We start from the raw sequence: 26,830 nt of genomic DNA, 5'->3' as shown, positions 1-26,830 counted from the left end.
TTGTGCTCAGAAGTCGTAACGGGCGGTGGCGCCCACGGTGCGCGGAGTGCCCAGCACGCCGGCATAGCCGCCGTTGGCGGAGTTCCACAGGCTGGTGAAGTAGGTCTTGTCGCCGGCGTTCTTCACCCACAGCGACAGGTCGAGCACGCCGTCGCCCTGGTCCAGGCGCACGCCGGTGGACAGGTTGACGATGGCGTAGCTGGGGATCTGGCCGTAGTCGGAGTCATCGATGGTGCCGACGGCCTTGGAGCGGAACGCGTAGCTGGCGGTGACGTAGGGCTCGATGCGTTCGCCGAGCTGCCACTTGTACTGGCCGTTGAGGTTGGCGATGTACTTGGAAGCACCAACCACCTGGTGACCGGACAGGTCGCAGGTGGCCGCAGGGTTGGCCAGGCTCACCTCGGGCGGGCACGGCGCATCCTTGTAGTCGGTGTAGCGCACGTCGTTCCATGAACCGTTGAAGTTCACCGTCAGGCCTCGGATCGGCAGGGCCGTGGCTTCGAACTCCAGGCCGCGAGAACGCACGCTGCCAGCGTTGGCCAGGTACTGCACACGGTTGGCTTCGTCGTAGACGTTGGCCTGGTAGCCGTGCACTTCAGTCCAGAACAAGTTGGTGTTCAGCTGCAGGCGGTTGTCGAACAGGGTGCTCTTGAGCCCGAGTTCGGCGTTGTTGGCCCGCTCGGTACCCACCAGCAGCGAATCGGTGCCCAAGCGTGGGGCGGCACCGACGGTCAGATTGACACCCCCGGACTTCTCGCCGTGGGACAGGCTGGCATAACCCAACAGGTCATCAGTGAAGCGGTAGCTCAGGCTGAGCAGCCCGGACGGGGCGAAGCTGTACTGGTTGAGGTCACCTGAATCGTAGGCGCCCACCCGGCCCTGACGGGCGGCGGCCGCCGCACCGGTGACGGGCGCGCCACCGGACGGCGCATCGCGGGTAACCCAGGCGCTTTTCTCCTCGTAGGTGCCACGCACCCCGGCGGTGAAGTCCAGGCGCTCGGTCAGGTGCCAGGTGCCCTGGGCGAACAGCGCGTAGCTGTCGGTATCGATATGGCCATTGCCGATGGTGTTCACGTTGGCCAGGGCGCCGGCCGGGGTCAGGTTCCAGACGTCGGCCTGCGGCCCGTAGTAAGTGAACGATTTATTGTCCAGGTCCTGCTTGAAGTAGTACGCGCCCAGTACGTAGTCGAAGAAGCCGCCGGTGGGTGAGGCCAGCCGAATTTCTTGCGAGTACTGCTTGTCCCGCACCGAGACCCCGGCACTGTAGAACACCGGCACGTTGAGGCCGTCGTCGTTGCGCGGGGTGAAGTCCCACCAGCGGTAGGCGCTGATCGAGGTGAGGGTGAAGTCGTTGGGCAGGGTCCAGTTGGCTTCCACCGAGGTGCCGCCCTGGAACACCTTGACCATCTGGTCGGCGTCGAAGTTGACCTTGCGGTCCTTGCCCGACACCAGGGTGGCGCCGGCCTGCGCAGCCAGGCTTTCATAACGGTTCACGCCATTGATGGTCGGGCCGGTGCTGTACAGGCTGAGGATGCCATTATCGGAGTCTTCTTCGTTGTACTCGCCGATCCAGCGCAGGTTGAAGGTTTCGCTGGGCTTGAACAGCAACTGGGTACGAAAGCCCTGGCGCTTGCCGCCATTGAGGTCGTGGCCGTTGTAGACGTTCTTCACATAGCCGTCATCCTCGGTGTGGTAGGCGCTGATGCGCCCGGCGAGGGTGTCGGTCAGGGGGCCGGAGAAACTGCCCTGGGTCTGCCAGTAGCCATCCTCGCCCAGTGACGACTGCACGCTGCCTTCCTGGTGGAAGGTCGGCTTGCGGGTGGTGATGTTGAGCACCCCGGCGGTGGTGTTCTTGCCGAACAGTGTGCCTTGCGGCCCGCGCAGCACCTCCAGCTGCTCGACATCGAGCAGGTCGAACACCGCCATGCCCGGGCGCCCCAGGTAGACGTTATCCAGGTACACGCCGACGCTGCCTTCCAGGCCATCACTGGCCGGGTTGTTGCCCAGGCCGCGAATGGAAATGCTCGACTGTCGGGCGTGGACATAGGCGACGTTGGTACTCGGCACCAGCTGTTGCAGGTCCTGCACGCGGTAGATGCGCTGGGTCTCCAGGGTTTCGCTGCCCAGCACGCTGATCGGCGTGGGCACGCTCTGGGCGGTCTCCTCGCGGCGCCGGGCATTGACGGTGACGGTGCCGAGCTTGGCTTCCTGCTCCACGGCCGGTGCGGGGCTGGGCTCGTCGGCGAAGCTGCCGCCGGCGGCGCCCAGCAGCATCCCGGCAGCCAGGGGTTGTAGGACGAACAACGAGGCGCGCGCGGGCCAACGGGAAAGTCGGGACATGCAGATGCTCCTTGAGGCAAGGGCCCAGGCGAGCATTTCCGTTGGCGGAACCGAATCGCGGTCAGGCTGGCTTATATTCTTTTAGGAAATATAAATATTTGTATTTCATATTTTGTGGAATAAGTGACTCCCTTTATAAGGTTCCCAACCCTTCCCAGCAATTGCATTCCACCGAAAGTTTCCATGTAGAAAATGCATATCGACCTGCGCCAGCTCCGCCACTTCATCGCCCTTGTCGAGCACCGCAGCTTCGTCGCCGCGGCGGCGGCGGTGAACCTCTCGCAATCGGCCTTCAGCCGCAGCATCCAGACGCTGGAACACAACGTCGGCTGCCGCCTGGTCGACCGCGCCAGCAAGGAGCTGGCGCCGACCCGCCAGGGCCTGCTGGTGCTGGAGCATTCGCGGCGGCTGGTGCATGGGGCGCACAACCTGGTCAACGAGATCAACCAGTTCAATGGCGCCACCACCGGCGTGGTGCGCTTCGGCTCGGGGCCGGCGCCCGCCGGCGGGCTGGTGCCGCGGGCGGTGGCGCGGTTCGTTGCCGAATACCCGGCGGCGCGTACCTGCTTCCAGGTGGACAACTGGCAGGCGCTGAACCGGCGGCTGATCGCCGAGGAGATCGAATTCTTCGTCGCCGATACCCGCCAGTTCGAGGCCGACCCGGACTACCAGGTGCACAAGCTCAAGCCACAGCGCTGGCACTTCTGCTGCCGCCGGGGGCATCCATTGACCGAGCTGGACGAGGTCAGGGCGCGGGACCTGTTCGATTACCCGCTGGCCACCACCTTTCGCCCGCCGAACATCCGCAAGATCCTCAGCGACCTGAGCGGGCGGCAGGATTTTCTGCCCAGCGTGGAGTGCGAGCATGGCTATGCGCTGCTCAATGTTGTGCTGCATTCGGACACCATCGGCATCGCCTGCAGTGCGAACCTGCGGCCCTATGACGGCCTGGTGGCCCTCAAGCTGGTGGACCTGGCGCCGGGGCAGGAAGAGGCGTTCTACACCCGTTATGGGGTGGTGAGCCGGGTGGGGTATGGGTTGTCGGCACTGGCGCAGGGGTTGGTGAGGCAGTTGGTGGCCTGTGATACCGAGTTGTAGCGGATAGGGGCTGCTGCGCAGCCCTTTCGCGGCGCAAGGCCGCTCCTACAGGGGAACAAGATCTCCTGTAGGAGCGGCCTCGTGCCGCGAAAGGGCCGCAAAGCGGCCCCAACGATCTCAGCCCTTGCGCGTGGTCCGGCTCAGTTGCCCATCCACCCCCACCGGCACCTCGCCAGCCAGGGTCACGCGGCGCACGATGCGCGGCTGGGTACCGTAGTCATCCACCGCATAGTGCTGCGTCGCGCGGTTGTCCCAGATCGCCACGTCCCCCGCCTGCCAGCGCCAGCGCACGGTGTTTTCCAGGCGTGTCACATGCCCCTGCAGCAGCGCGAACAGATGCTGCGAGTCCGCCAGCGAGTAACCCTTGATGCGCTTGACGAAATGCCCCAGCTGCAACGCCCGCTCGCCACTGATTGGATGCACCCGCACCACCGGGTGCTCGGTCTCGTAAACCGTGGAAGTGAACACCTTGCGGTAGCGCTCCAGCTTGGCCGGATCGACATCCGGCTTCACGCTGGCGTAGTCGTATTCGTTGCTGTGCACCGCCCACAGCTTGTCGGCCAGTTCGCGCAGCGGCTCGGGCAGCTCCTGGTAGGCCGCGGCGGTGTTGGCCCACACCGTGTCGCCACCCGCGGTCGGGGCCACCACGCTGCGCAGGATCGAGGCCTTGGGGTAGGCGTCGACGAAGGTCACGTCGGTGTGCCAGGAGTTGGCCCGCTGCCCCTCGGCGCCATCGAGCTGCAGCAGGTAGCTGGTGCCATCGACCACCGGCACCGTGGGGTGGGCGATCGGCTCGCCGAGCAGCTGGGCGAAGGCCTCCTGGCCCACGTCGTCCAGGTGCTCCTGGGCCCGGAAGAAGATCACCTTGTGGCGCACCAACGCCGCCTGGATGGCATCGATGGTGGCCGGATCGAGGTCGGCGGACAGCTTGATACCACGGATCTCGGCGCCGATGCGCCCGGCAACGGGGTGGATGTCGAGTTCGAGGGTTTGCGGCGCGGTGGCCAGTGCGGCGTTGCTCATGGTCGTGCTCCTCACGGTTGTTGTCGGGTCAGCGGGAGGCCTGGACGGCCTGGTCCTGGCGCTGTGCGGCATCGATGAAACGCGGTTCGATCCAGTCGGCCACCTGGAAGCCGCGGCGGATCAGGCGCTCCTTGACGGCCAGGTCCACGCCCTGTTGCAGCAGGCCGACGAAACCGGCATCCAGGCGTGGGTCGAAGTAGTTGGCAAGGTTCTCCTGGGCAAGGTCGTCGCGCAGGATCGCCTTCGGCCAGTTGGCGGTGTTCGCGACCAGGTCCACATAAGCTTCGCGGTTGCGTTCGTCGCGCAGCCACTTCACCGCCTGCTCCTGGGCGTTGACCACCCGCTGCACCAGGTCGGGGTGCTGGCGGATGAACTCGCCGGTACCGAGCAGCACCGCCTGGGTGCTGCCGGCGCCCTTGAGGTCGCGGGAGTTGACCGGCAGCTCGACCAGCCCGCGTTCGCGCAGCGACAGCAGGTTGGACAGGCCCCAGGTGGCGTCGATCTGCTTGGCGGCCAGGGCGGCGTTGGCCGCGTTGAAATCGAGGTTGATGACTTTCAGCTCACGTTCGGACAGCCCCTGGCTGGCCAGGGCGCTGGCGAACGACAGCTGGTTGGCGGTGCCGCGGAACACCGCCACGCGCTTGCCCTTGAGGTCCTGCAGGCTGTGGATGCCCGAGCCCGGCACCACGCCGAGGTAGCTCTTCACCCCACGCACCCCGGCCGACAGCACACGGGTGTCGAGGCCGTTGGCCTTGCCGATGATCGCGGCCAGGTCGCCCAGGTAGGCGAAGTCCGCCTGGCCGTTGGCCAGGGCCTCGTTGACCACGGGGCCGGCGCCCTTGAAGAAGCGCCAGTCGATACGGATGCCGTCCTTGGCGAACTCTTTCTCCAGCAGTTGCTGGTCGCGCAGCACATCCACCACGCCGCCGGCGCTGGGCTTGCTGCCGGCGCTGAGGTCGGGCACGGCGATGCGGATCACATCCGGCTGGGCGGCATGGGCTGCCACGGGCATGGCGCTCAACACGGCGGCGAGCAACGGGCTGAGCAGATGGCGGAAGGCGGTTTTCATGGCAAGGCTCCTTGGCAGGCTGCCACCGGCGATGGCCGGCGCTATGGGCCAGAAGCTAGGCAGGTCCGGTTAGAACCTACAAAGATCAAAACTTCATTTTTTAGTAACCAGAAGACATAAACCAGGCGTCATGCGGGCCTGCGGCTGGCTTGCAGGAAACGCATGGAAAATATGAGGAAAACGCAACGGGACGGGGCTTTCGCATGCACCGGGCGCATGCTCTTATCTCTTGAGTTTCGCTTGTGACAATTTTTAATTCCATAAGCGAATAAACAAGGAACGGTTTGAGAGGTGCCCTGATGAGCGAAGTCTTGAGCGTAAGCCTACGCCGTCTATGGGGGCCGCTGCGCGGCCCTTTCGCGGCGCAAGGCCGCTCCTACCTGCCGTGGATCGTGCCACTGGCGGTGGCGGCCTTGTGGGTCGTCGCCAGCCGTGAGCACTGGATGAGCGAGCAGATCCTGCCTGCCCCCGCGCTGGTCTGGCAAAGCGCGCTGGAGTTCGGCTCCGGCGAACTCTGGGCTCACCTGTGGATAAGTTTGCAACGCCTGATCTGGGGGTTGCTGGCAGGGATCACCAGTGGCTTGCTGCTGGGTACCTGGCTGGGTGGATCACGGCGGGCGCAGACCCTGGTACTGCCTACCTTCATCGCCCTGGCGCAGATCCCGACCCTGGCCTGGATCCCGCTGTTCATGCTGTTCTTCGGTATCGGCGAACTGCTCAAGCTGGTGGTGCTGGTCAAGGCCGTGGTGGTGCCGGTCACGCTGCATACCCTGGTGGGTGTGCGCGATGCCCAACCTAAACTGCGCGAAGCCGCCGCCGTCCTGCGCCTGCCCCCTCACCTGCTGTTCCTTCGCCTGCTGCTGCCCGCCGCGCTGCCTGCGTTTCTTGCCGGTGTGCGGCTGGCCCTGGCCACCGGCTGGACGTCATTGCTGGCGGTGGAACTGCTGGCCTCCAGCGAAGGCATCGGCTACCTGATGGTCTGGGGGCGGCAGTTGTTCATGCTCGACCTGGTGTTCCTCTGCATCTTGCTGATCGGCCTGGTCGGCGCACTGATGGATCGCGGCTTCTCACGCCTGGAACGCGGCCTGTTGCACTGGCCGCAACCGGTCACGGGCGAACAGCTGCGCGGCCAGGTGCCACGCGGCTGGCAAAGCCTGCTGCTGCCCGCGGGGCTGTTGCTGCTGTGGCAGGCGGCCAACAGCCTTGGCTGGGTCGATGCCAACATCCTCTCTTCACCGCTGGATGTGCTGCGCAGCCTGTACGCAGGCCTGCTCGACGGTTCGTTACCCGAGGCCCTGCGCCTGAGCCTGCAACGCACCCTGGCCGGTCTGCTGCTCGGCGGCGGGGCAGGCTTCGTGCTGGGCCTGCTGCTGGGCCTGTCAGCCAACGCCGAGCGCCTGCTCGGCCCGAGCCTGTCAGCGTTGCGCCAGGTGGCGCTGTTCGCCTGGGTGCCACTGCTGACTGCCTGGTTCGGCCTGGGCGAAGGCGCCAAGCTGGTGTTCGTCGCCTTGGCGGCGTTCTTCCCGCTGCTGATCGCCACCCAGCGCGGCATCGCCAGCCTCCCGCCACAGCTGGGCGAGGCGGCACAGGCCCTGCGCCTGGACCTGCCACACCGGCTGCGCCTGCTGGTGCTGCCCGGCGCCGCCCCGGCGATCTTCGCCGGACTGCGCCTGGCGCTGATCTACGCCTGGCTCGGCACCATCGGCGCCGAGTACTTCATGCCCTCGGACGGCGGCATCGCCAGCCTGATGATCGGCGCCCAGCAATTGTTCCGCATGGACCAGGTGATGGCCGCCATGGTCCTGATCGGCCTGGTAGGCGCCCTGCTCGGCCACCTCGGCCAACGCCTCGAATCGCGCGCCACGCGCTGGAGATCCGCATGAACGCCTTCATCACCCCGGCCCTGCACGCGGCCAACCAACCCGACGCCACGCCGCCGCTGGTCAGTTTCGAGGGGGTCGGCAAGACCTTCAGCGTCGATGGCCAGCCCTTCGAGGCGATCCGCGATTTCGACCTGTCGATCAACGAAGGCGAGTTCATCGCCATCGTCGGCTCCTCCGGCTGCGGCAAGTCCACCCTGCTGCGCCTGCTGGTGGGGCTGGACACCGACTACAGCGGCACGATCCAGGTCGACGGCCAGCCGGTCAACGGCATCGGCGGCGAACGCGGCATCGTGTTCCAGGAGCACCGCCTGTTCCCATGGCTGACGGTGGCGCAGAACATCGGCCTGGGGCTGGTCAACGAGACACTCACCCAGGGCGAGCGCGCCCGGCGCGTGCACGAGTACGTGCAACTGGTGGGCCTGGTCGGCTTCGAATCGGCCTATCCGCACCAGCTGTCCGGCGGCATGGCCCAGCGCGTGGCCATCGCCCGTGGCCTGGTGGCCAGCCCACGGATCCTGCTGCTGGACGAACCCTTCGGCGCCCTCGACGCGCTGACCCGCCAACAGCTGCAGGATGAACTGCTGGCGATTCGCGAACGCTCGGGGATCACCATCCTGCTGGTCACCCACGATGCCGAGGAGGCGACCTACCTGGCCGACCGGGTGGTGGTGCTGGAGCCGAGGCCCGGACGGATCAAGGCGGTGGTGGAAATCGACCTGCCGCACCCGCGCCAGCGCACCGGCGTGGCATTGCATGGCTTGCGCGAAAAGGTCCTGCACCAGATCACCGGCCATGGCGGATATCTGAAGCCGGCGGTACAGCGGGTGGAGGGGCTGCGCCCGGAGCTGATCGCACTGTGACCGGCCCCGCTGTCCCCCTGGGAAAAAACTCCACAGATCAAGGCCATGGACGCCACCGACACAGATGGGTATCATGCGGCCCGTTGCACTCGTAGCTCAGCTGGATAGAGTACTGCCCTCCGAAGGCAGGGGTCGTGGGTTCGAATCCCGCCGAGTGCGCCATGACATCAGCAAAAGCCCCGCTCAGATCGCTCTGGCGGGGCTTTTTCGTTTCCGGGCCTCAGCACTGCACGATGATCTGGCCTTGCAAGTTCCGGAACATTGGTCTCGAGGGGGCTTCTCTGGTGACACGATGTTTATTACAAAAAGCGCTAATGATACGCATTTTTGTCATAAACCTGCAGGCCGCGCCGTAGATGAAAGCTTGCACGTTTGTGCAGAAAAGCACATTGCCACCTCTCCCGTGCCGGTGGTCATTGGTGATAGCTTGAGCATCTTCCGTTTGCGTAAACGGTCACCCTCCACCCCTTGCAAAGGAATGCCCACACCCATGCCCTTCACCAAGCTATCCGCCGTATCGCTCCTGCTGGCCAGCGTGGCCATGTTCTCGATCCCGGCCCAGGCCAACCTCTCCCAGCAGCAGTCCGCCGCCATCATCAAGGCCTACGACGGCAGCGACCCGGCCGACTTCAAGCAGTTCCTCGGCAAGCTGGCCGGCAGCGACCTGGCCAAGGCCGCCAAGCTGGACGACACCCTCAAGCTGTACCTGGCCGGCAAGCCGCTGAGCGCCGAGCAGCAGGACGAGATCAACCGCCTGCTGGGCCTTTACACCCGCATCAAGTACGGCAAGGCCGCCAAGGAAACCCTGCGCGAGCTGGTGGAAATCCCGACCGTTCGCAAAGAGGGTGTGCCGCAGCACGAGAACCCTGAGTTCATCAAGATCGCCGACAAGATCAAGGCCCTGGCCGAGGGCTTCGGCCTGACGTTCCGCAACATCGACAACCGCGTCTACGAGATCACCCTCGGTGAAGGCAAGGAAGTGATCGGCATCCACGCCCACGCCGACGTGGTACCGGTCACTCCGGAAAACTGGAAGCTCAAGGACGGCACCAAGCTCGACCCGTTCAAGGTCACCCTGGTGGGCGACCGCATGTATGGCCGCGGCACCGAGGACGACAAGAACGGCATCGTCGTCGCGCTGTACGCGCTGAAGGTGGCCAAGGACGAGAAGCTGCCGCTGGCGCGCCAGTTCAAGCTGTTGGTGGACACCACCGAGGAAACCACCGGCGACGCCATCCCCTACTACTTCGAACGCAACGCCACCCCCGACTACAACCTGGCGCTGGATGGCGGCTACCCGGTGGTGATCGCCGAGAAGGGCTATGGCACCGTCATGGCCACCTTCGCCAAGCGTGCCGGTGACGGCAAAGGCGCCGAGGTGATCAACCTTACCGGCGGCCTGGCCACCAACCAGATCCCCGGCAGCTCGGTGGCGACATTGACCGGCGACAAGCCGGCCGACCTGGCCAAGGCGCTGAACAAGGCCGGTGAGGCCTACGTCAAACGCCATGGCGGCGACTTCAGCATCGACGCCAAGGTCGACGGCAAGCAGGTGCTGCTGACCGTGACCGGCGTATCGGCGCACTCCTCCGAGCCCGAGTCCGGGGTCAACCCGGTGGCGCGCATGCTCGACTTCCTCAACGGCCTGGGCAAGGACGTGCCGCTCAAGCACAACCACATCACCGACGCTGCCCGCTACGCCGCCGACAACTGGGGCCTGGACTACCTGGGCAACAAGCTCGGCGTCGGCTTCAAGGACGACTTCATGGGCCCGCTGACCACCTCGCTGACCTTCGTCGGCCTGGATGACAAGGCGCTTAAGCTGGCGGTGAACCTGCGCATTCCCAAGGGCAAGTCGCTCGATACCCTGAAGGGCGAGATCGTTGGCAAGCTCGATGCGTGGAAGGCCAAGAGCAAGACCCCGGTGGCGTTCGACTACACCCTCGACGAGCCGATGTACCGCAACCCTGAAGGCGAATGGGTCAAGGCCCTGCTGGCCGTGGCCAGCGAGAACCTGGGCATGAAGCACGAGTACGGCACCTCCGCCGGCGCCACCTCGGTGCATGACCTGCCCAATGGCGTGCAGTTCGGCCTGGCCATGCCGGACGTGAAGTACACCGGGCACAACGACAACGAGTTCAAGACCGTGGAGCAGTTCATGCTCGACCTGCAGATCGTCAGCGAGATGGTGGCGCGGATCGGGCAGATGCCGAAGCTCTGAGGTTCTCGTCGCCTTAGGTCCGTCCCTTTCAAGGTTTTTGCGATTTTTGGGATATGGCCGCTCCGATTCAAGATTGCCGGGGTCGCTTTGCGACCCTTTCGCGGCACAAGGCCGCTCCTACAGGCGACCGCGCCCTGGTAGGAGCGGCCTTGTGCCGCGAAAGGGCTGCAGCGCGCCCTGGTGGACGCGATGACGTTTTTCAATCACCTCGATGCCGTTTCCTGCATTGCCGTGCAGAGCGCCGTGCCGGATGCTTTATTTACTCCGACACGTCGCGTTTCCACCCACAGAGGCCCGTATGAAGAACGTCGAACAAATCCTCAAAGCCAAGTCCCAGCACCAGACCGCCTACACCATCGGCCCTGATGACTCGGTGCTGGATGCCTTGAAGCTGCTGGCGGAGAAAAATGTCGGCGCCTTGCCGGTGGTGAACAATGACCAGGTGGTAGGGATCGTCAGCGAACGCGACTACGCCCGTAAACTTGTACTCAAGGGGCGCTCATCTCCATTCACCAAGGTACACGAGATCATGAGCGCCCCTGTGATCACCGTGGAACCCAAGCAGAACCTTGAGTACTGCATGAACCTGATGACCAACCGCCACCTGCGTCACCTGCCCGTGGTTGAAAACGGCAAGCTCATCGGCCTGCTTTCGATCGGTGACTTGGTTAAAGAGATCATCGCTGAGCAGGCAAACCAGATTGTCCAGTTAGAGCAATACATCCGCGGTGAATGACCCTGCTCAGTGATAGGCGCGCTCCAGCTCGTCCAGCTGATGGTCGAAGCTGCGCAGGCGCGCCGACCAGGTGTACACCAGCACTTCCAGATCCCGGTTGAGCACGGCGGTGTTGCCGCCGTCACGGGCCGGCGCGTCGCACAGGTCCAGCTGATAGCGCTCGCGGGCCATGGCCGTGGCCACGCTGGACAGGTCGCGGGCGTTGGCCAGCCAGTGATGGTGATGGTCGTGCACTTCCCGGTCGAGTTCCCGGCACTGACGCTTGAGGGCGTCCAGGCTCTGCTCCAGCGGCGTGCCCTTGAGCTCGCCCATCACCTCCTCGAAGGTGCGCCCGGAATGCCAGTAGCTGCCCCAGAAATAACGGTCGAACACCGTCTCGACCCGGCGCAGGGCGACCTTGGTGTTCCAGATGGTCAGCAACGTTCGCCCCTGGGCGACTTCGCGCCTGTTCAGGTGCAGCTGCTGCCAGGCGATCCACGCCAGGCCGCACAACGCCACCGCCGCGGTCACGGCGGCGGCGGCATAGAGAAACTGCACGGCCTGGTTCATCGTGTGGGTGTGCCGGATACCGTAGAAGTAGCCGGCGGTCAGGGTGCCCAGGATCGTCACGGTGCACCAGAAGCCCGGTGCGTAGGGATCTTTCATTGCGCCATCCCCTCTTGTTTTCCCTGAGCATAGCAACGGCCCGATCACCCATCAGGTGCCGCTCGGCGCTTTATTTGCGGGGGCGACGCAGCGCTTCGTTGAGTTGGTCGAACAGCTCTGCCCAATCGGCATCCTCAAGGATGCTGTCCCTGAGGAACGAGCGCTGGGACTCGTTCCAGAACGGCGCATCCACCAGCTTCACATCCCCCTTGAGCGGCGAATGACTGGTGATGAACTGGTCGATGCCCAGCGCATCGTCCGGCAGGCCCAGTTGCTTGAACAGTTCGGAAAACTTGTGGATCGGCGCTTCCATGATTCACTCCTATGGCCGGGCCGGTCGTCCACGACGCCAGCCCGGCGTGGGTTGCGAGCATCAGCTCAGTTCGCGCACTTCGGCGTGCGGCACCAGTTTCAAGTATTGCTCCATGCTCATGTGGATAAGGTGATCGTGGTCACCTGCCTCGAGATAGACATCACCCTGGCGGGTAAGGGTCCGGTCGAGCAGCATGGGAATGTTGTAGGCGTCGCCCAGGGCCGGGATGGCGCCGCGTTCGCAATCGCCGAACAGGCTCGGCAGGTTGCTTTCGCGGGTCAACTGCCAGGCGCCGGTCATGCGCACCTCGGTCATGTCCAGGTGCCGGTTGGCCGGCAGCACGGCCATGATGTAGTTGCCATGGCGGTCATCGAGCATCACCGACTTGGCGACCCGCTCGGCGGGTACGCCGGCCGTGCGCGCCGACTCCAGGCTGGTGGCCGAATGGGGATGGGGAATGATGTCGTAGTCGCAGTTGGCCTGGTCCAGGCGCTGCTGAAGGGTCTTGGCCATACGCATGATGCACCTCCGGTTTTGCCCCCACCCTCAAGTTTAGGCCGTGGTCCAGCAGCCACGGCTAAACTTCAAGGACAGGTCCGCATGAGGTGACGACAGGTGATCGCCCGGCGCTGGCGCATGCTGCTGTTGTTGCTGATCCTGGGCTTCGCTCCGGGCGGCTTGGCCGCTCCCGGCGGCAACGTGTGGCTGCTGAGCGTCGACGATGCCATCGGCCCGGCCAGCGCCGACTACCTGCTGCGCGGACTGGACCAGGCCCAGGCCCAGGGCGCGCAACTGGTGGTGATCCGCCTCGACACCCCCGGCGGGCTCGACAGCGCCATGCGCCAGATCATCAAGGCCATTCTCGCCAGCCCCGTGCCGGTGGCCACCTACGTCGCCCCGGGTGGCGCCAGGGCGGCCAGCGCCGGCACCTACATCCTCTATGCCAGCCACGTGGCGGCCATGGCCCCGGGGACCAACCTGGGCGCGGCGACGCCGGTACAGATCGGCGTCCCCGGCAAGGACGAAAAGCCCGCCGCGAACAACGAACAGGACACTCTCGCCCGCAAGCAGATCAACGACGCCGCGGCCTACATCCGTGGCCTGGCGCAACTGCGCGGGCGCAACGCCGACTGGGCGGAAAAGGCCGTGCGCGAGGCGGTGAGCCTGTCGGCCAGCGAAGCCCAGCGGCTGAAAGTGATCGACCTGGTCGCCGCTGACCTGCCCGACCTGCTGCGCCAGCTCGACGGCCGGACGCTGACCGTCGCCGGCCAGTCAGCATCAATGCAGACCGCCGGAGCCAGTGTGGTGGAGCACCTGCCGGACTGGCGCACTCGCCTGCTGGCAGTAATCACCAACCCCAGCGTGGCGCTGATCCTGATCATGATCGGCGTGTACGGCCTGCTGTTCGAATTCATGAATCCGGGCTCCGGGGTCGGCGGCGTGGTCGGCGGCATCTGCCTGCTGCTGGCGCTGTACGCCCTGCAATTGCTGCCGGTGAGCCACGCCGGGGTGGCGTTGATCCTGCTCGGGGTGGCGTTCATGGTCGCCGAGGCGTTCCTGCCCAGTTTCGGGGTGATCGGCTTCGGCGGCATCGTCGCCTTCGTGGTCGGCGCGGTGATCCTGATGGACACCGACGCCCCTGGCTTTGGCATTCCGCTGACGCTGATCATCAGCCTGGCGGTGCTCTCGGCGCTGTTGCTCGGTGGCGTGCTGGGCATGGCGCTGAAGGCGCGCAAGCGCGCCCTGGTCAGCGGCGATGCCGGGCTGGTCGGCAGCCTGGTGACGGTGACCCAGGTGCGCGCGGACAACCCGTTCTGCGGCTCGGTACAGGCCCAGGGCGAACAGTGGCAGGCGCAGTGCGCGACACCGCTGCAGCCGGGCCAGCACGTGCGGGTAACGGCCCGTCATGGCGTGACGCTGGAGGTCAGCGCCACTGCGCCCACGGCGCAAGGAGAGTAGACGATGTTCATGCAATTCGGATTCAGCGCCGTGCTGGTGCTGCTGGGCATACTGCTGCTGTCGGCCCTGCGCATCCTGCGCGAGTACGAGCGCGGCGTGGTGTTCCAGCTCGGGCGCTTCTGGCAGGTCAAGGGCCCAGGGTTGATCATCCTGATTCCCGGTATCCAGCAGATGGTCCGCGTGGACCTGCGCACCGTGGTCCTCGACGTGCCGCCCCAGGATGTGATCACCCGCGACAACGTCTCGGTCAAGGTCAACGCCGTGCTGTACTTTCGCGTGCTCGACCCGCAGAAGGCGATCATCCAGGTCGAGGACTTCCTCACCGCCACCAGCCAGCTGGCCCAGACCACCCTGCGCGCCGTGCTCGGCAAGCACGAGCTGGACGAACTGCTGGCCGAGCGCGAGCAGCTGAACTCGGACATCCGCGAGGTGCTGGACGCGCAGACCGACGCCTGGGGCATCAAGGTGGCCAACGTCGAGATCAAGCACGTCGACCTCAACGAGTCGATGGTCCGCGCCATCGCCCGCCAGGCCGAGGCCGAACGCGAACGACGGGCCAAAGTGATCCATGCCGAAGGCGAGCTGCAGGCGTCGGAGAAACTGATGCAGGCGGCGCAGATGCTGGGCAAGGAGCCGGGGGCGATGCAGTTGCGCTACATGCAGACGCTGGGGTCGATCGCCGGGGACAAGAGCTCGACCATCGTGTTTCCGATGCCGATGGATCTGCTCAAGGGGCTGGTGGACAAGCAGAAATAGCGGCGCGGCATTCGCGGGTATACCACTCCTCTCCAGGACAGTGGCGTACCTGTGGGAGCGGGTTTACCCGCGAATGGCTTCATGCGATTGATCAGATCGGCGCCCGGCGCAGAGTGGCGAGGAACGTCGCCGCACCGATGAACAGCCCGGCAAAGGTGCGGTTCAGACGCTTCTGCTGCTTCGGTGTGCGCAACAGGCGCAGCACCCGCGAAGCCAGCCCGGTGTAGCCCGCCATCACCAGCAGGTCGACACTGATCATGGTCACGGTGATCGCCACATACTGCGGCAGCAACGCCTCGTGCGGGTTGATGAACTGCGGCAGCACCGCCAGCATGAACACCAGCGCCTTGGGGTTGCTGACGTTGACCAGGAAGCCGCGGAACACCAGGCTCAACGGCTTGCCGATCGGCCGCACACCGGACTCGTCGCTCATGTCCATCGGCAGGGCGCGCCATTGCTTGTAGGCGAGGTAGACCAGGTAGGCGACGCCGAACCACTTGATGACCTGGAAGGCAGTGGCCGACGCGGCGAGGATGGCGCCGACGCCGGCGGCGATGATGGCGATCTGCACGATCAGGCCCAGTTGCAGGCCCAGGGCGTTCCAGTAACCACGCCAGAAACCGTACTGCAGCCCGCTGGACATCGAGGCAATGGCCCCGGCGCCCGGCGACAGGCTGATCACCCAGCACGCGGCAAAGAAGGCCAACCACGTTTCCATCGACATCGCACACCTCGCTCGAACAGCTTTTGCAAACCGCTAAACTAAGGTGTTGGCGAAAAAATAACCAGTGGTTTTTGCAGTGTCTCAGCAGGCCTCTTCGCGGGTAAACCGCTGACCACGCCGACCTGCGCGTTCCCTGTAGGAGCGGCCTTGTGCCGCGAATGGGCTGCGAAGCAGCCCCAAGATTTCAGTACTGGCAACGTTGCCGGGGCCGCTTTGCGGCCCATTCGCGGCACAAGGCCGCTCCTACAGACGAATGAGCCAGACTTAATCGGCCTCGATGGCCGGGTCTATGGCTGGAGCAGGTACTTCAGCCCCCCGCCAACGGCGCACGGCCTTCTGGAAGAACTGGCTGTTCGGCACCTGTACCAGCGCCCCACCCGCCTCCGGCGTTTCCATCAGCGTGGTGTACAGCAGGTTGATGGCGATCACCCGGCCTTTCACCCCCGGCTTGTCGAGGGTATCGACCAGCTCGACCACATCGCCGATGCGAAACGGCCCGACGGTGAAGATCAGCACCGCGCACAGCAGGTTGGACAGCACGCTCCAGATGGCGAAGAAGGCCACCGCCGCTACCGCGACGAAGCCCGACAACGCCGTCCACAGCACCGTGGCGGAAACCCCCATGCGCTCCAGCACAAACAGCAGCGCGCTGCCCATGATCAGCCAGCGCAGGGCGCCGCGCACCGGCACCATCAGTTCGTGCGGCAACGGGTAGCGCTCGCCCAGGCTACGCAACCCACGGGCAACCATGCGTTGCAGGATGAAGGCGGCAATCAGGATCAGCAGGATCTGCAGCCCCAGCCAGAAGGTGTCCATCCACTGTCCTGGCAGCAGCGAGCGCAGCTCCTCCATCAGGACAGCGCCTCGAGCTCGGCCTGCATGCTTTCCAGCGTTTCCAGGGCTTCCATCCAGGCTTCCTCAAGCTCGCCTTCGCGTTGCTTGAGCTTGGTCTGGCGAGCCAGCAAGTCGCGCAGTTCATCCTTGCGCGAGGCTTCGTACAGGCCGCTGTCGCCCAACGCCGTTTCGATCTCGGCCAGTTGCTGGTGCACCTGGTTGAGTTCGGTCTCCAGCTTGTCGGCCGCCTTCTTGTGCGGCGCCAACTGCTGGCGCAAGGCCGCGGCAGCCTGGCGCTGGGCCTTCTTGTCGGTCTTGTCCGGGTTTACCGGAGCAGAGCTGGCCGGCGCGTTACGCTGGCGGAACTCCACCAGCCAGCGGCTGTAGTCGTCCAGGTCGCCATCGAAGGTGTCGACCTTGCCATCGGCCACCAGCAGGAAGTCGTTGGTGGTGCTCTTGAGCAGGTGACGGTCGTGGGACACCACCACCACGGCACCGGCGAACTCCTGCAGGGCCATGGTCAGCGCCAGGCGCATCTCAAGGTCGAGGTGGTTGGTCGGTTCGTCGAGCAGCAGCAGGTTCGGCCGCTCCCAGGCGATCAGCGCCAGGGCCAGGCGGGCCTTTTCGCCACCGGAGAAATTCACCACAGGCTCATCGACACGGTTGCCGTGGAAGTCGAAGCCGCCGAGGAAGTCGCGCAGGGTCTGCTCGCGCTCACCCGGGGCGATGCGCTGCAGGTGCAGCAGCGGGCTGGCCTTGTCGTCCAGCGAGTCGAGCTGGTGCTGGGCGAAGTAACCGACGGCGAGGTTCTCGCCGCGCACCAGGCGCCCGGACAACGGCTGCAGCTCGCCGGCGAGGTTCTTGATCAGGGTCGACTTGCCCGCGCCGTTGGGGCCAAGCAGACCGATGCGCGCACCCGGCGCCAGTTGCAGCTTGACCTTCTCGAGGATGGCCTTGTCGCCATAGCCCAGGCGGCCTTCGGACAGGTCGAGCAAGGGGCTGGAGATCTTCTCCGACTCGCGGAACACGAAGTCGAACGGCGAGTCGACGTGGGCCGCCGACAACTCCTCCATGCGCTCCAGGGCCTTGATCCGGCTCTGCGCCTGGCGGGCCTTGGTGGCCTGGGCCTTGAAACGGGCGATGTACTTTTCCATGTGCGCGCGCTGCGCCTGCTGCTTCTCGTAGGCCTGCTGCTGTTGCGCCAGGCGTTCGGCGCGGGTGCGCTCGAAGGCGCTGTAGCCGCCCTTGTAGAGATTGAGCTTGCGCTGTTCGACATGCAGCACATGGTCGACCACGGCATCGAGGAAGTCGCGGTCGTGGGAGATCAGCAGCAGCGTGCCCGGGTAGCCCTTGAGCCACTCCTCCAGCCAGAGGATGGCATCGAGGTCCAGGTGGTTGGTGGGCTCGTCGAGCAGCAGCAGGTCGGACGGGCACATCAGTGCCTGGGCCAGGTTCAGGCGCATCCGCCAGCCACCGGAGAAGTCGCCGACGCGGCGGTCCATCTGCTCGTTGCTGAAGCCCAGGCCGGCCAGCAGCTTGCGCGCACGGGCATCGGCGGTGTAGCCGTCGGCGCTGTCCAGCTCACTGTGCAGGCGCGCCAGGGCGGTGCCGTCGTGGGCCTGCTCGGCGGCCGCGAGATCCGCCTGGACCTTGCGCAGGCGGGCATCACCGTCGAGCACATAGTCCACGGCGATGCGGTCGAGGGTGTCGACCTCCTGGCGCATGTGGGCAATGCGCCAGTCGCCGGGCAGCAGGCAATCGCCGGCATCGGGCGACAGCTCACCGCGCAGCAGGGCGAACAGGCTGGATTTGCCGGCGCCGTTGGCGCCGATCAGGCCGGCCTTGTGACCGGTGTGCAGGGTCATCTCGGCGCCTTCTAGCAGGCGCTGGGGACCACGCTGTAAAGTGAGGTTCGATAGTCTGATCATGATGGTCGCGGAGTCTACCAGCTTCGCCGATCACTGGCGCGAGTGAAACCATGCACACCGACCTGTGGAATCACGCCCTGGCCTTGTATGCCCGGCCAGGCGTCGAGGCTGCCAGCCTGGCCCTCCAGGAACTGGGCGGCGATGTCTGCCTGCTGCTCTGCGGCACCTGGCTGCAGGCCCGCGGCGTGGCCGCCGATGAACAGCGGATCGCCGCCCTGCAGGCCCTGGCCGGCCCCTGGCAACGCGATGTGGTGACGCCGCTGCGAGCGCTACGCCGGCAATGGCGCGAGCAGGCGCTGGCCGACCCGCAACTGAGCGTGATGCGTGAGCAGGTGAAGGCGCTGGAGTTGCAGGCTGAACGCACCTTGCTGGAGCGTCTGGAGGCGTTGGCGCACGAGTGGCCTGCGCAAGCGGGCGCCGCGCAGGACTGGCTGACCCGGCTGGCGCCGGACCAGACCCGGGACCACGACGCACTGCATCAGCTGCGCGCCGCGGCCCGTGAGCTTCAGGACGCCGAAGTCGGCGACTGAGCCGGTGTGGCGGTTGCCGCAGGCGTGGCCGCGCTGGTCGCAGGCGTCGGGGTGGCGCTGGCGGTCGGTGTGGCTGGCTTGCTTTCGGCTGGCTTGCTGGCTACAGACTTGGCCGGAGCTTTGGCAGCGGCCGGTTTGGCTGCTGGCTTGGCTGCAGGTTTGGCTGCAGGTTTGGCCGCTACTGGCTTGGCCGGGGCCTTGGCGGCAGCAGGCTTGGCCGCTGGTTTGGCTGCTGGTTTCGCTGCAGCGGTCTTTGCCGGTGCCTTGGCAGCAGCTGGTTTGGCCGCTGGCTTGGCAGCAGGTTTCGCGGCGGCGGTCTTCGCCGGGGCCTTGGCAGTAGCAGGCTTGGCCGCTGGCTTGGCGGCAGGTTTCGCGGCGGCGGTCTTCGCCGGTGCCTTGGCGGCAGCAGGCTTGGCCGCTGGCTTGGCCGCAGGTTTCGCGGCGGCGGTCTTCGCCGGTGCCTTGGCAGCAGCAGGCTTGGCCGCTGGCTTGGCGGCAGGTTTCGCTGCAGCGGTCTTCGCGGGAGCCTTGGCAGCAGCCGGTTTGGCCGCTGGCTTGGCGGCAGGTTTCGCGGCTGCAGTCCTCGCCGGGGCCTTGGCCGCAGCAGGCTTGGCCGCTGGTTTGGCAGCAGGTTTCGCGGCCGCTTTCGGTGCCGCAGTACGCGAGTCCAGGGCCTTGGCGGCCGCCTCACGCACTTTGCCAACACCCTGGGCCAGTTTCAGGCTTTCCTGGGCATCACGCTTGAGTTGCTGGATGTAAGTTCGGGTCTGGGCCTGGCGATCCTTGAGCGAATCGAGCAAGTGTTCAAGTTCACCCGCGGCTTTTTGCGCCTTGCCCTGAGCCTTGGCTTTACCGGCCTTGGCGGCGTCCTGCAACTTCAGGCGAGCGTTATGCAGTTTCTCCTGGGCCTTGCCACGTTGTTTTTCCAACTTGGCCAACAGTTTCTCGGCATCCGCCAGCGCTTGGGAGCAGGCATCTTCCAAATGTTCGAGCAAGCTACCCGAAAGTTGCTGGAGCAGGTGCAACGGCGTACTGACTGCTTTCTTCTTGGCCGACATGGTTTACCTCCTGGCTGACGAGAGTGCGGCTCATACTATGCTTCTGCTGCTACCGCCGCTAGGGCATGTTGACAGTCTCAGTAGCGCCGCGTTGCATGCCTGGGCAAAGTTGTTGTCTTGCAGCTGGAAACAAGTGTAGTTGCCCATTAGTGCACTGCCGATATTTACACATCTTCGCCCAACAACGCTGGCATACTTTGCGCTCTTTACCGCAGGAACCGTCCATGCCTCGTTATCTGATTCTGGGCCTGTGCCTGGTGATGCCGCTCTCCCTGGCCAATGCCGAAACCGCCCCCGCCAACGACAGCGACCTGGCCTACAGCCTTGGTGCCAGCCTGGGCGAGCGCCTGCGCCAGGAAGTCCCCGGCCTGCAGCTCGACGCCCTGGTCGAAGGCCTGCGCCAGGCCTACCAGGGCCAGCCGCCACGCATTGCCAAGTCACGCATGCAGGCCATCCTCGAGCAGCACGAGACGCAAGCCAACGCCGCCGCCGAACAGGCCCAGGTGGACAAGCTGGTGGAAGCGGAGAAACGCTTCATTGCCGGCGAGCGGGCCAAGGCCGGGGTACGCGAGCTGCCCGAGGGCATCCTCTACAGCGAACTGGCCAACGGCAGCGGCGCGCAACCCAAGGCCAGCGGTCGCGTGCAGGTGCGCTATGTGGGGAAACTGCCGGATGGCACGGTGTTCGACCAGAACCTGCAACCGCAATGGTTCAAGCTGGACTCGGTGATCGAGGGCTGGCAGGTGGCACTGCCACGGATGAAGGCGGGGGCGAAATGGCGCCTGGTGATCCCGTCGGCGCAAGCTTATGGCGCCGACGGTGCGGGTGACCTGATCGCACCCTATACCCCATTGGTGTTCGAGATCGAACTGCTGGACGTGGCCAACTGAATCAGGCCTGCAGCGCGTCCTCTTCCTTGTGCGCGGTATGCAGCACTTCGATGAGGCAGTCCTCCAGCTCGAAGCGTTCTCGCAACAGGCCACCCAGCTTGCCCAGCTTGTCCGCGAAGCGCTCGGGGTCGGTGCACTCGCCCTTCTCGCAATGGTCATTGAAAGCCAGCGCGATCTGGGTGCTGTCATCGATACGCGGGTTGATCTGTGTGGCAAGCTCCAGGGCCTTGGTATCGCCAAAGGCCTTGGCTTCGCTGACCAGCTGCTCGCTGACTTCGAAGTGCCAGGCCGAGACATAGTCGACCAGGAGCGCGCAAAAATCGCGGTTCTTGTCCTTGTCGGCAAAGGCCGGCTTGGCATCGCGCAAGGCGCGGAAGGCATGCACCAACTCCTGGCGCTCCTCCAGCCAACGATCGATCAGCTTGTGAACACCGCCCCAGCGTTCCTGGGCGTTCTGGCAACTATCGAGCATGGCGATCTCTTCCCTTCTGGGTAGATGCCGCTGCACCTCGCGACACAACACCGTGGCACAAAGGTGACGTCAGCAAACGGCATCGAGCAGTTGTATTTTCGGTAAGCGTGCTGGGAGATTATTCCCGTGCGACCTGCCCTTCAAGGTACGCAGCAGACTAAGTTCATACAAGCGTTTAATCCCGCCGTCGGCCACCGCTGGTCGCGCAATCCCAGGTGCATTGCCGTGGATCAACCCGCCGCGTCCTGGCGCAATCGATACAGCACCAGCCACGACAACGGCACCGCCGCCAGCAACAGGAACGCCAGCAGGCTCCATTCCGGCAGGGTCAGGTCGAGGAAGCTCCAGTTGACCGACACGCAGTCCGGGCTGCCCAGCAGGAATGCCTGCAGGATCTCGCTCCACGGGCGTTCGACCACATGCGCCAGGGGCAGGTGGCAACCACTGGCGGGCAGCGGCTCGGCCTGCAGCCAGACATGCCGCCCGGCCAGCAAGGCGCCAGCCAACGCGAACAGCAGCGCCAGCCAGGCAGGCCAGCGGCGGCCGCCAGCGTGGAACATGGCAACCAGGCAGGCCAGCGCAAAACAGCCCAGCATCAGGCGCTGGCTGAAACACAACGCGCAGGGGTCCAGGCCGACCACGTTTTCGAGACGAAACGATGCGACCAGCACCGCCACGGCGGCCAGGAAGGCGGGAAGGAACGAGCTGCGCAAGCAGGCCAGCGACATGGGCAGAAGTGATCCGAAAATGAAGGAAGTGGTGTGAAACGGTAGAGGAAAGGGGCGCTTTGTATCAAGGCGCTACAGTGCAGACAAGTCGCTGAATGGCTAGGGAATCATTTTCGCGGAACGTGGGAATATTCCGACGCGGACGAAGGACGATTCGACGCCCTCTACGCAGAGGGCGTCTTGAGTCATCGCTCATCAGATAATGCAACGCGCCGCTGGCAAAACATCGCACCGGCACAAGCAGGTATGCCCGCGATGCGCGACAGGTCCATCCCTTTCAAGGTCTTTGCGCTTTTTCGGATATGGCCGCTTCAATTCAATATTGCCGGGGCTGCTTTGCAGCCCATTCGCGGCACAAGGCCGCTCCTACAGGATTGCGCGATCACCTGTAGGAGCGGCCTTGTGCCGCGAAAGGGTCGCAAAGCGACCCCGGCGAGTCCAAGTCGAACGCCCCTTCTCAACACCTTGAAAGGGTTGGGTCTCAGGCCCGAACCCCCTCCGGCAGCGGCAACGCCAGCAGGCGCTCATCCAGCAGCCCCAGGCCCTCCTGGAACAGCTGATTGCTGCGCTCGGTCTCGCCGAGACCGGCCAGCAAGCGTGCCAACTCGGCGCAGGTTTCCGGATTACGCTCCAGGCGCAGACTGCTTTCCAGATAGTCCCGCGCCTTGCCCCACAAGCGGTTCTGCAGGCTCAGCCGGCCGAGGGTGAGCAGCAGGCTAGGATCCTGCGGATGCTCCTTCAGCCAGCCTTCGGCCGTCTGCAGCTGGCGCGCCGGATCGTCGCCGCGCACCAGCCCGTAAAGGCGCGCCAGATGGCTTTCGTAGCCGCGCTTGAGCGCGCCGCGAAGCACCTGTTCGGCCTCGCCCTGGGCACCGACCTGACGCAGTTGCTCGGCGTAGGCCGACACCAGTTGCGGTTCCTGGCGCTGGGCATTGGTCAGCTGCTGCCAGGCGCGCTCGAGCGCCTGGCGTGCCGTCTGCGGATCCTCGCCACGGGCCGCAGCGAGGCCCAGGTTCTGACCCCAGGCGCGCTGCTCCAGGTCAGCCAGTTCCGCCGCAGGCAACACCTTGTGCTTGCGCAGGTCCGGCAGCAGGCGGATCAACGCCGGCCAGTCGCCCCTCTCCAGATGCAGGCGCTGCAACAGGCGCAGCACCTGGGCGTTGTGCGGATGACGCTCCTGCATCGCCTGCAGGGCCTCCAGGGCACCCTCGCTCTCGCCCCGGTCCATCTGCAATTGGGCATGGGTCAGGGCAACGGCGAGCTCGGCCTGGGGCTGGCGTTCCAGGGCGCGTTCGAGCAGATTGTCGCGTTCCTCGACCCGTCCCTGTTCGTTGGCGGCACGCGCGGCGCCGAGGTAGTAGAGCAGCGGCTGGCGATCGGACTCGGCAGCACGCTGCAAGTGCCGCTGGGCACTGGCCCAGCGCCCCTCGGCCAGGTCCAGCTGGCCTTGCTCGACAGCGATACGGGTGCGGCGGCTGCGGTTGCGTCGCGACCACGGGTTGACCACCCCAGACGAAGTCAGCACCAGCCCGACCAGGTAACGCACCAGCAACAGCAGCAGGATGATACCGACCAACGCGCCGAGCGCCGCCCACAGTCCCGACTGGTAGCGGAAGCTGCCGTAGGCGATCAGTACGTAGCCACTGTGCTTGGCGATCGCGATGCCCAGCGCCGCGGCGACGACAATCGCCAATACCGCCAGCAGGTAGACACGCTTCATGGCTTGGCCCCTTCGGCGGCAGCCGGCAGGTGGCGACGCTGGATATAGGCCTGCACTGCGGCCAGGCTCTCGCTCAGGTCAGGCGTGACCACCGACACCGGCTGTTCGGCCAGCTGGTTGAGGTTGTCGAGCATCGCCTTGCTTTGCGGGTTGTCCGGGTTGAAGTTGGCCAGTAACACGCTGCGCGCATCGTCCAGGGCCTGGGCATAGACCTTGGCCTCGCCGTTGAGCGCCGCCCACTGCGCCTGCTCGATGGTCAGGCTCAGGGCCAGGCGCAGCTGGTTGAGCGACTGCCCGGACAGCAACGGGCGCACGTTGTCGTCGGCATTGAACTCGATCTGGAAGTACTTGGAGATCTCGGCCCACCACTGCGACCAGCGGCTGGCGCCATCGCCATCGGCGGTCAGCGCGCCCATGGCGTCAGCCTTGCTGTCGAATTCCGGCGACTGGGCACTGAGCTGCTGCACCAGCTCGCGTTGCGCGGCGAGCTTGAGGAACAGCCCGGTGCGATCCGGCTGCTCGGTGCCGGATAGCGTCGCCAGGCTGCGGGCCAACTGTTCGCGGGCGGCGAAGGCGCCGGGATCGCTCTGCTCGCGAAGGATCTCATCGGCACCTTCGACCAGCGCCTTGGCGCTGGTGATGTCCTGCAACGCCGACAGGCGCAGGGTGGCCAGGCGCAGCAGGTGCTCGGCCTCGGCCAGGCGCCACTCCTTGCGGCTCTCCCCGAGCACGGTCTCCAGGCGCTGGCTCAGGCGTTGCTGGTCGCCCTGCAGTTGCGCCACCAGGCGCCGGCGGTCTTCCAGCTCACTGGCCGCCGGCAGGCTGCCCAGCTGCGCACTGAGCTGCTGCTCACGCTGCTGCAGCGCGTCGGCGCGCTGATTGAGCGCTTGCAGGTGTTCGCCCTGGTCATGCTCGCTGCCTTGCAGCTGGCGGACCTGCCAGGCGCCCCAGCCGCCAACCGCGACGCCGGCGGCGCCCAGCAGCAGGGCCAGTAGCGCCAAGCCGTTGCCGGAGCGTCGGGCGGGTTTGGCGGTGACGGATTGCGACGCTTCTGGCGCCGAGGGCTGTTCGGTGTTGGACAAGACAGTTTCGCTCACGTATCCATCCTTTGCATGGTGGCGCATCGCTCTCTAGCTTAGCGCCTTAAGAGGCAGGCGCAGCGCTTCGCTGCACGGCTGCCAGCAAGGCCGCGGCGCTGGCGCCACGGCAATCCACAATGTCTTTTGCCCCGAGTGCACGGGCCTGCTCGGCCACCCGGGGGCTGGGCACGAACAGCGGCAAGCGGGAAAACCGCGGCCAATCCGCACCTGCCAATCGATGCAAGTGTTCCAGACCCTGCCCACTGCTGACCACCAGGCCATTGAGGCGTTCCCCATCGATGCGCTGGGCGAGGGTCGTGGCGGGGTAGTGCGGCAGGCAGCGGCGATACAATTCCAGATAATCGACACTAGCACCTTGCTCGGCAAGACGCTCGGCCAGCAGTTCACGACCTCCGACACCGCGAACGATAAGGACGCGGGGTGCCGGCACGGCCATAGCCTCGCGCAGGGCGGGCAGTGCGAGCAAGGCTTCGCTGTCATCGCCGGCCGCCGGAAAGGCCACCTGCAACCGGTGCTCCTGAAGGATCCGCGCCGTCGCCTCGCCCACCGTGAACCAACCGGCGGACGGCGGCGTCACCCCTGCCTCGGCGAGCTGCTCCAACAGCAGGCGGGCCGCCGGCTTGCTGACCACGATGATGGCCCGGGCCTCGCCGATCGCCCGCAGGCGCTGCACCTGCTCAGGGCCTGGAGCAATCGCCTCGATCACCAGCAACGGCAGGCTGGCGCTGGCGATGCCCGCGTCGGCCAGGGTCTGCGCCAGCGCCGCACAGTCCTCTTCAGGCCGGGTCAGCAGCAGGCGCCAGGGGCTCACGGGTGGCCGGCCTCGCCGTAGACTTCCTTGAGGATCGCCTCGGCGCCCTGCCCGAGCAGGTCTTCGGCGACCTGCACGCCCAGGCGCTCGGCATCGGCACGCGGCGCCCGGGCCTCGGCCACCAGCAAGATGCCGCCGGAGGGCTGCCCGACCAGGCCGCGCAGCCACAGCTGCTCGCCTTCGAGCACCGCGTAGCAGGCGATCGGCACCTGGCAGCCGCCATTGAGGCGCTTGTTCAGGGCACGCTCGGCCACCACCCGGTCGGCGGTGTCGGCATGGTGCAACGGCGCCAGCAAGGCATGAATCTCGGCGTCGGCGCTGCGGCATTCGATGCCCACCGCGCCCTGGCCGCCCGCCGGCAGGCTGTCATCGACGCTGATGGAGGCAGTGATGCGGTCCTCGAAGCCGAGGCGGATCAGGCCGGCGGCGGCGAGGATGATGGCGTCGTACTCGCCGGCATCGAGCTTAGCCAGGCGGGTGTTGACGTTGCCGCGCAGGAAGCGGATTTCGAGGTCGGGCCGGCGCGCCAGCAACTGGGCCTGGCGGCGCAGGCTGGAAGTGCCGACGATGCTGCCGGCCGGCAAGGCCTCAAGACTGGCGAAGTTGTTGGAAACGAAGGCGTCGCGCGGGTCTTCACGCTCGCAGATGCAGTACAGGCCCAGGCCCTCGGGGAAGTCCATGGGGACGTCCTTCATCGAGTGCACGGCGATATCGGCCTCGTTGTCGAGCAGGGCGGTTTCCAGTTCCTTGACGAACAGGCCCTTGCCGCCGATCTTCGCCAGCGGTGCGTCGAGCAGCTTGTCGCCGCGGCTGACCATTGGCACCAGGGTCACCAGCAGACCGGGATGCGCCTGTTCCAGGCGGGCTTTGACGTATTCGGCCTGCCACAGGGCCAAGGCACTTTTACGGGTGGCAATGCGGATTTCGCGAGTGGACATGAAACGCACCGATCCAGAGAAATGCGGTCGATGATAACAGCTCCTCCGGCTGTTCCCGCAGATTCAGATCAGCAAACACGCTCCCTGCGCGGTCGATACTGGTCGTGATTTGCGTGGGAGCGGGCTTGGCCCGCGATTGCGATGGCGGACCTTGCGCTGCTATCGCGGGGCAAGCCCGCTCCCACGCTGCCAAC

The 26,830-nt window shown here is 65.7% G+C and carries 25 protein-coding genes and 1 tRNA gene; 10 read left to right on the top strand and 16 right to left on the bottom strand.

All coding sequences use genetic code 11. The annotated features are described in order from the left end of the window. Nucleotides 1-6: 6 nt before the first annotated feature. Entirely contained in the window at nt 7-2,340 is a 2,334-nt protein-coding gene (locus LU671_RS02115; protein WP_232854811.1) for a TonB-dependent receptor, read from the bottom strand. Nucleotides 2,341-2,532: 192 nt separating this feature from the next. Between LU671_RS02115 and LU671_RS02110 the strand changes: the two genes are divergently transcribed. Next, nucleotides 2,533-3,438 carry a LysR family transcriptional regulator gene (locus LU671_RS02110; RefSeq protein ID WP_232854810.1) on the top strand — a complete coding sequence of 302 codons (906 nt, stop codon included), beginning with the start codon at nt 2,533-2,535 and terminating at the stop codon, nt 3,436-3,438. Nucleotides 3,439-3,555: 117 nt separating this feature from the next. Here the strand turns inward: LU671_RS02110 and LU671_RS02105 are convergent, their stop codons facing one another. Then, a complete protein-coding gene (locus LU671_RS02105; protein ID WP_232854809.1) occupies nt 3,556-4,461 on the bottom strand; it encodes a TauD/TfdA dioxygenase family protein in 906 nt (301 codons plus the stop codon). A gap of 28 nt (nt 4,462-4,489) precedes the next feature. Next, on the bottom strand, nt 4,490-5,530 hold the full coding sequence (locus tag LU671_RS02100; RefSeq protein ID WP_232854808.1) for an ABC transporter substrate-binding protein: 1,041 nt from the start codon (nt 5,528-5,530) through the stop codon (nt 4,490-4,492). 299 nt (nt 5,531-5,829) lie between these two features. Here LU671_RS02100 and LU671_RS02095 point away from each other — a divergent pair, with 299 nt between their 5' ends. The 5 genes from LU671_RS02095 to LU671_RS02075 all read left to right on the top strand — a co-directional run bounded on the left by LU671_RS02095 (nt 5,830) and on the right by LU671_RS02075 (nt 11,230). Then, nucleotides 5,830-7,413 carry an ABC transporter permease gene (locus tag LU671_RS02095; protein WP_232854807.1) on the top strand — a complete coding sequence of 528 codons (1,584 nt, stop codon included), beginning with the start codon at nt 5,830-5,832 and terminating at the stop codon, nt 7,411-7,413. Then, a complete protein-coding gene (locus LU671_RS02090) occupies nt 7,410-8,273 on the top strand; it encodes an ABC transporter ATP-binding protein (RefSeq protein WP_232854806.1) in 864 nt (287 codons plus the stop codon). Before LU671_RS02095 ends, LU671_RS02090 begins: the two co-directional genes overlap by 4 nt. Before the next feature lie 85 nt (nt 8,274-8,358). After that, nucleotides 8,359-8,435, top strand: a tRNA-Arg gene (locus LU671_RS02085). Between the two features lie 328 nt (nt 8,436-8,763). Next, on the top strand, nt 8,764-10,494 hold the full coding sequence (locus LU671_RS02080) for a dipeptidase (protein ID WP_232854805.1): 1,731 nt from the start codon (nt 8,764-8,766) through the stop codon (nt 10,492-10,494). Nucleotides 10,495-10,792: 298 nt separating this feature from the next. Beyond that, nucleotides 10,793-11,230, top strand: coding sequence for a CBS domain-containing protein (locus LU671_RS02075; protein ID WP_203648906.1), 438 nt, complete (start codon nt 10,793-10,795; stop codon nt 11,228-11,230). Between the two features lie 6 nt (nt 11,231-11,236). On the opposite strand, the gene LU671_RS02070 is transcribed toward LU671_RS02075, so the two are convergent. The 3 genes from LU671_RS02070 to LU671_RS02060 all read right to left on the bottom strand — a co-directional run bounded on the left by LU671_RS02070 (nt 11,237) and on the right by LU671_RS02060 (nt 12,707). Beyond that, complete coding sequence (locus LU671_RS02070; protein ID WP_028688591.1) at nt 11,237-11,875, bottom strand: hypothetical protein; 639 nt, start codon at nt 11,873-11,875, stop codon at nt 11,237-11,239. 70 nt (nt 11,876-11,945) lie between these two features. Beyond that, entirely contained in the window at nt 11,946-12,188 is a 243-nt protein-coding gene (locus tag LU671_RS02065; protein WP_110734134.1) for a DUF2789 domain-containing protein, read from the bottom strand. Nucleotides 12,189-12,248: 60 nt separating this feature from the next. Then, a complete protein-coding gene (locus tag LU671_RS02060; protein ID WP_028688593.1) occupies nt 12,249-12,707 on the bottom strand; it encodes an aminoacyl-tRNA deacylase in 459 nt (152 codons plus the stop codon). Nucleotides 12,708-12,824: 117 nt separating this feature from the next. Between LU671_RS02060 and LU671_RS02055 the strand changes: the two genes are divergently transcribed. Together LU671_RS02055 and LU671_RS02050 are read left to right on the top strand one after the other, a co-directional pair. Next, nucleotides 12,825-14,147 (top strand): NfeD family protein, encoded by a 1,323-nt coding sequence (locus LU671_RS02055; RefSeq protein ID WP_269806668.1) that lies wholly within the window; start codon nt 12,825-12,827, stop codon nt 14,145-14,147. A 3-nt stretch (nt 14,148-14,150) separates the two neighbouring features. After that, nucleotides 14,151-14,903 (top strand): slipin family protein, encoded by a 753-nt coding sequence (locus LU671_RS02050; protein WP_203648914.1) that lies wholly within the window; start codon nt 14,151-14,153, stop codon nt 14,901-14,903. Between the two features lie 91 nt (nt 14,904-14,994). Here LU671_RS02050 and LU671_RS02045 read toward each other — a convergent pair whose 3' ends face one another. The 3 genes from LU671_RS02045 to LU671_RS02035 all read right to left on the bottom strand — a co-directional run bounded on the left by LU671_RS02045 (nt 14,995) and on the right by LU671_RS02035 (nt 18,389). Then, complete coding sequence (locus tag LU671_RS02045; protein WP_203648922.1) at nt 14,995-15,627, bottom strand: LysE family transporter; 633 nt, start codon at nt 15,625-15,627, stop codon at nt 14,995-14,997. A gap of 264 nt (nt 15,628-15,891) precedes the next feature. Then, nucleotides 15,892-16,479 carry a mechanosensitive ion channel family protein gene (locus LU671_RS02040; RefSeq protein WP_232854803.1) on the bottom strand — a complete coding sequence of 196 codons (588 nt, stop codon included), beginning with the start codon at nt 16,477-16,479 and terminating at the stop codon, nt 15,892-15,894. Continuing rightward, entirely contained in the window at nt 16,479-18,389 is a 1,911-nt protein-coding gene (locus tag LU671_RS02035) for an ATP-binding cassette domain-containing protein (protein WP_232854802.1), read from the bottom strand. The genes LU671_RS02040 and LU671_RS02035 overlap by 1 nt, the downstream gene beginning before the upstream one ends. A 50-nt stretch (nt 18,390-18,439) precedes the next feature. On the opposite strand from LU671_RS02035, the gene LU671_RS02030 reads away from it, so the two are divergent. Beyond that, complete coding sequence (locus tag LU671_RS02030; protein ID WP_232854801.1) at nt 18,440-18,919, top strand: TIGR02444 family protein; 480 nt, start codon at nt 18,440-18,442, stop codon at nt 18,917-18,919. On the opposite strand, the gene LU671_RS02025 is transcribed toward LU671_RS02030, so the two are convergent. Further along, nucleotides 18,895-19,977: an AlgP family protein gene (locus tag LU671_RS02025; RefSeq protein ID WP_203648944.1), complete on the bottom strand. Its 1,083-nt coding sequence runs from the start codon at nt 19,975-19,977 to the stop codon at nt 18,895-18,897. The genes LU671_RS02030 and LU671_RS02025 overlap by 25 nt on opposite strands. 224 nt (nt 19,978-20,201) lie before the next feature. Here LU671_RS02025 and LU671_RS02020 point away from each other — a divergent pair, with 224 nt between their 5' ends. Continuing rightward, complete coding sequence (locus LU671_RS02020) at nt 20,202-20,867, top strand: FKBP-type peptidyl-prolyl cis-trans isomerase (RefSeq protein ID WP_232854800.1); 666 nt, start codon at nt 20,202-20,204, stop codon at nt 20,865-20,867. Nucleotide 20,868: 1 nt separating this feature from the next. Here LU671_RS02020 and LU671_RS02015 read toward each other — a convergent pair whose 3' ends face one another. The 6 genes from LU671_RS02015 to hemC form a co-directional block, all read right to left on the bottom strand. Further along, on the bottom strand, nt 20,869-21,339 hold the full coding sequence (locus tag LU671_RS02015) for an Rsd/AlgQ family anti-sigma factor (protein ID WP_050703285.1): 471 nt from the start codon (nt 21,337-21,339) through the stop codon (nt 20,869-20,871). 230 nt (nt 21,340-21,569) lie between these two features. Continuing rightward, complete coding sequence (locus LU671_RS02010; protein WP_232854799.1) at nt 21,570-22,067, bottom strand: disulfide bond formation protein B; 498 nt, start codon at nt 22,065-22,067, stop codon at nt 21,570-21,572. Nucleotides 22,068-22,548: 481 nt separating this feature from the next. Beyond that, on the bottom strand, nt 22,549-23,787 hold the full coding sequence (locus tag LU671_RS02005; RefSeq protein WP_232854798.1) for a heme biosynthesis protein HemY: 1,239 nt from the start codon (nt 23,785-23,787) through the stop codon (nt 22,549-22,551). Beyond that, nucleotides 23,784-24,884, bottom strand: a complete 1,101-nt coding sequence (locus tag LU671_RS02000) for a uroporphyrinogen-III C-methyltransferase (protein WP_232854797.1) — start codon at nt 24,882-24,884, stop codon at nt 23,784-23,786. The genes LU671_RS02005 and LU671_RS02000 overlap by 4 nt, the downstream gene beginning before the upstream one ends. Nucleotides 24,885-24,930: 46 nt before the next feature. Then, entirely contained in the window at nt 24,931-25,698 is a 768-nt protein-coding gene (locus tag LU671_RS01995; RefSeq protein WP_232854796.1) for a uroporphyrinogen-III synthase, read from the bottom strand. Next, nucleotides 25,695-26,636, bottom strand: coding sequence for a hydroxymethylbilane synthase (gene hemC / locus LU671_RS01990; RefSeq protein ID WP_232854795.1), 942 nt, complete (start codon nt 26,634-26,636; stop codon nt 25,695-25,697). Before hemC ends, LU671_RS01995 begins: the two co-directional genes overlap by 4 nt. Nucleotides 26,637-26,830: the final 194 nt, after the last annotated feature.

The sequence above is a fragment of the Pseudomonas sp. NMI760_13 genome (assembly GCF_021283245.1).
GTDB classification, from domain to species: domain Bacteria; phylum Pseudomonadota; class Gammaproteobacteria; order Pseudomonadales; family Pseudomonadaceae; genus Aquipseudomonas; species Aquipseudomonas peradeniyensis.
This window is presented reverse-complemented; position numbering and strand designations above follow the sequence as displayed.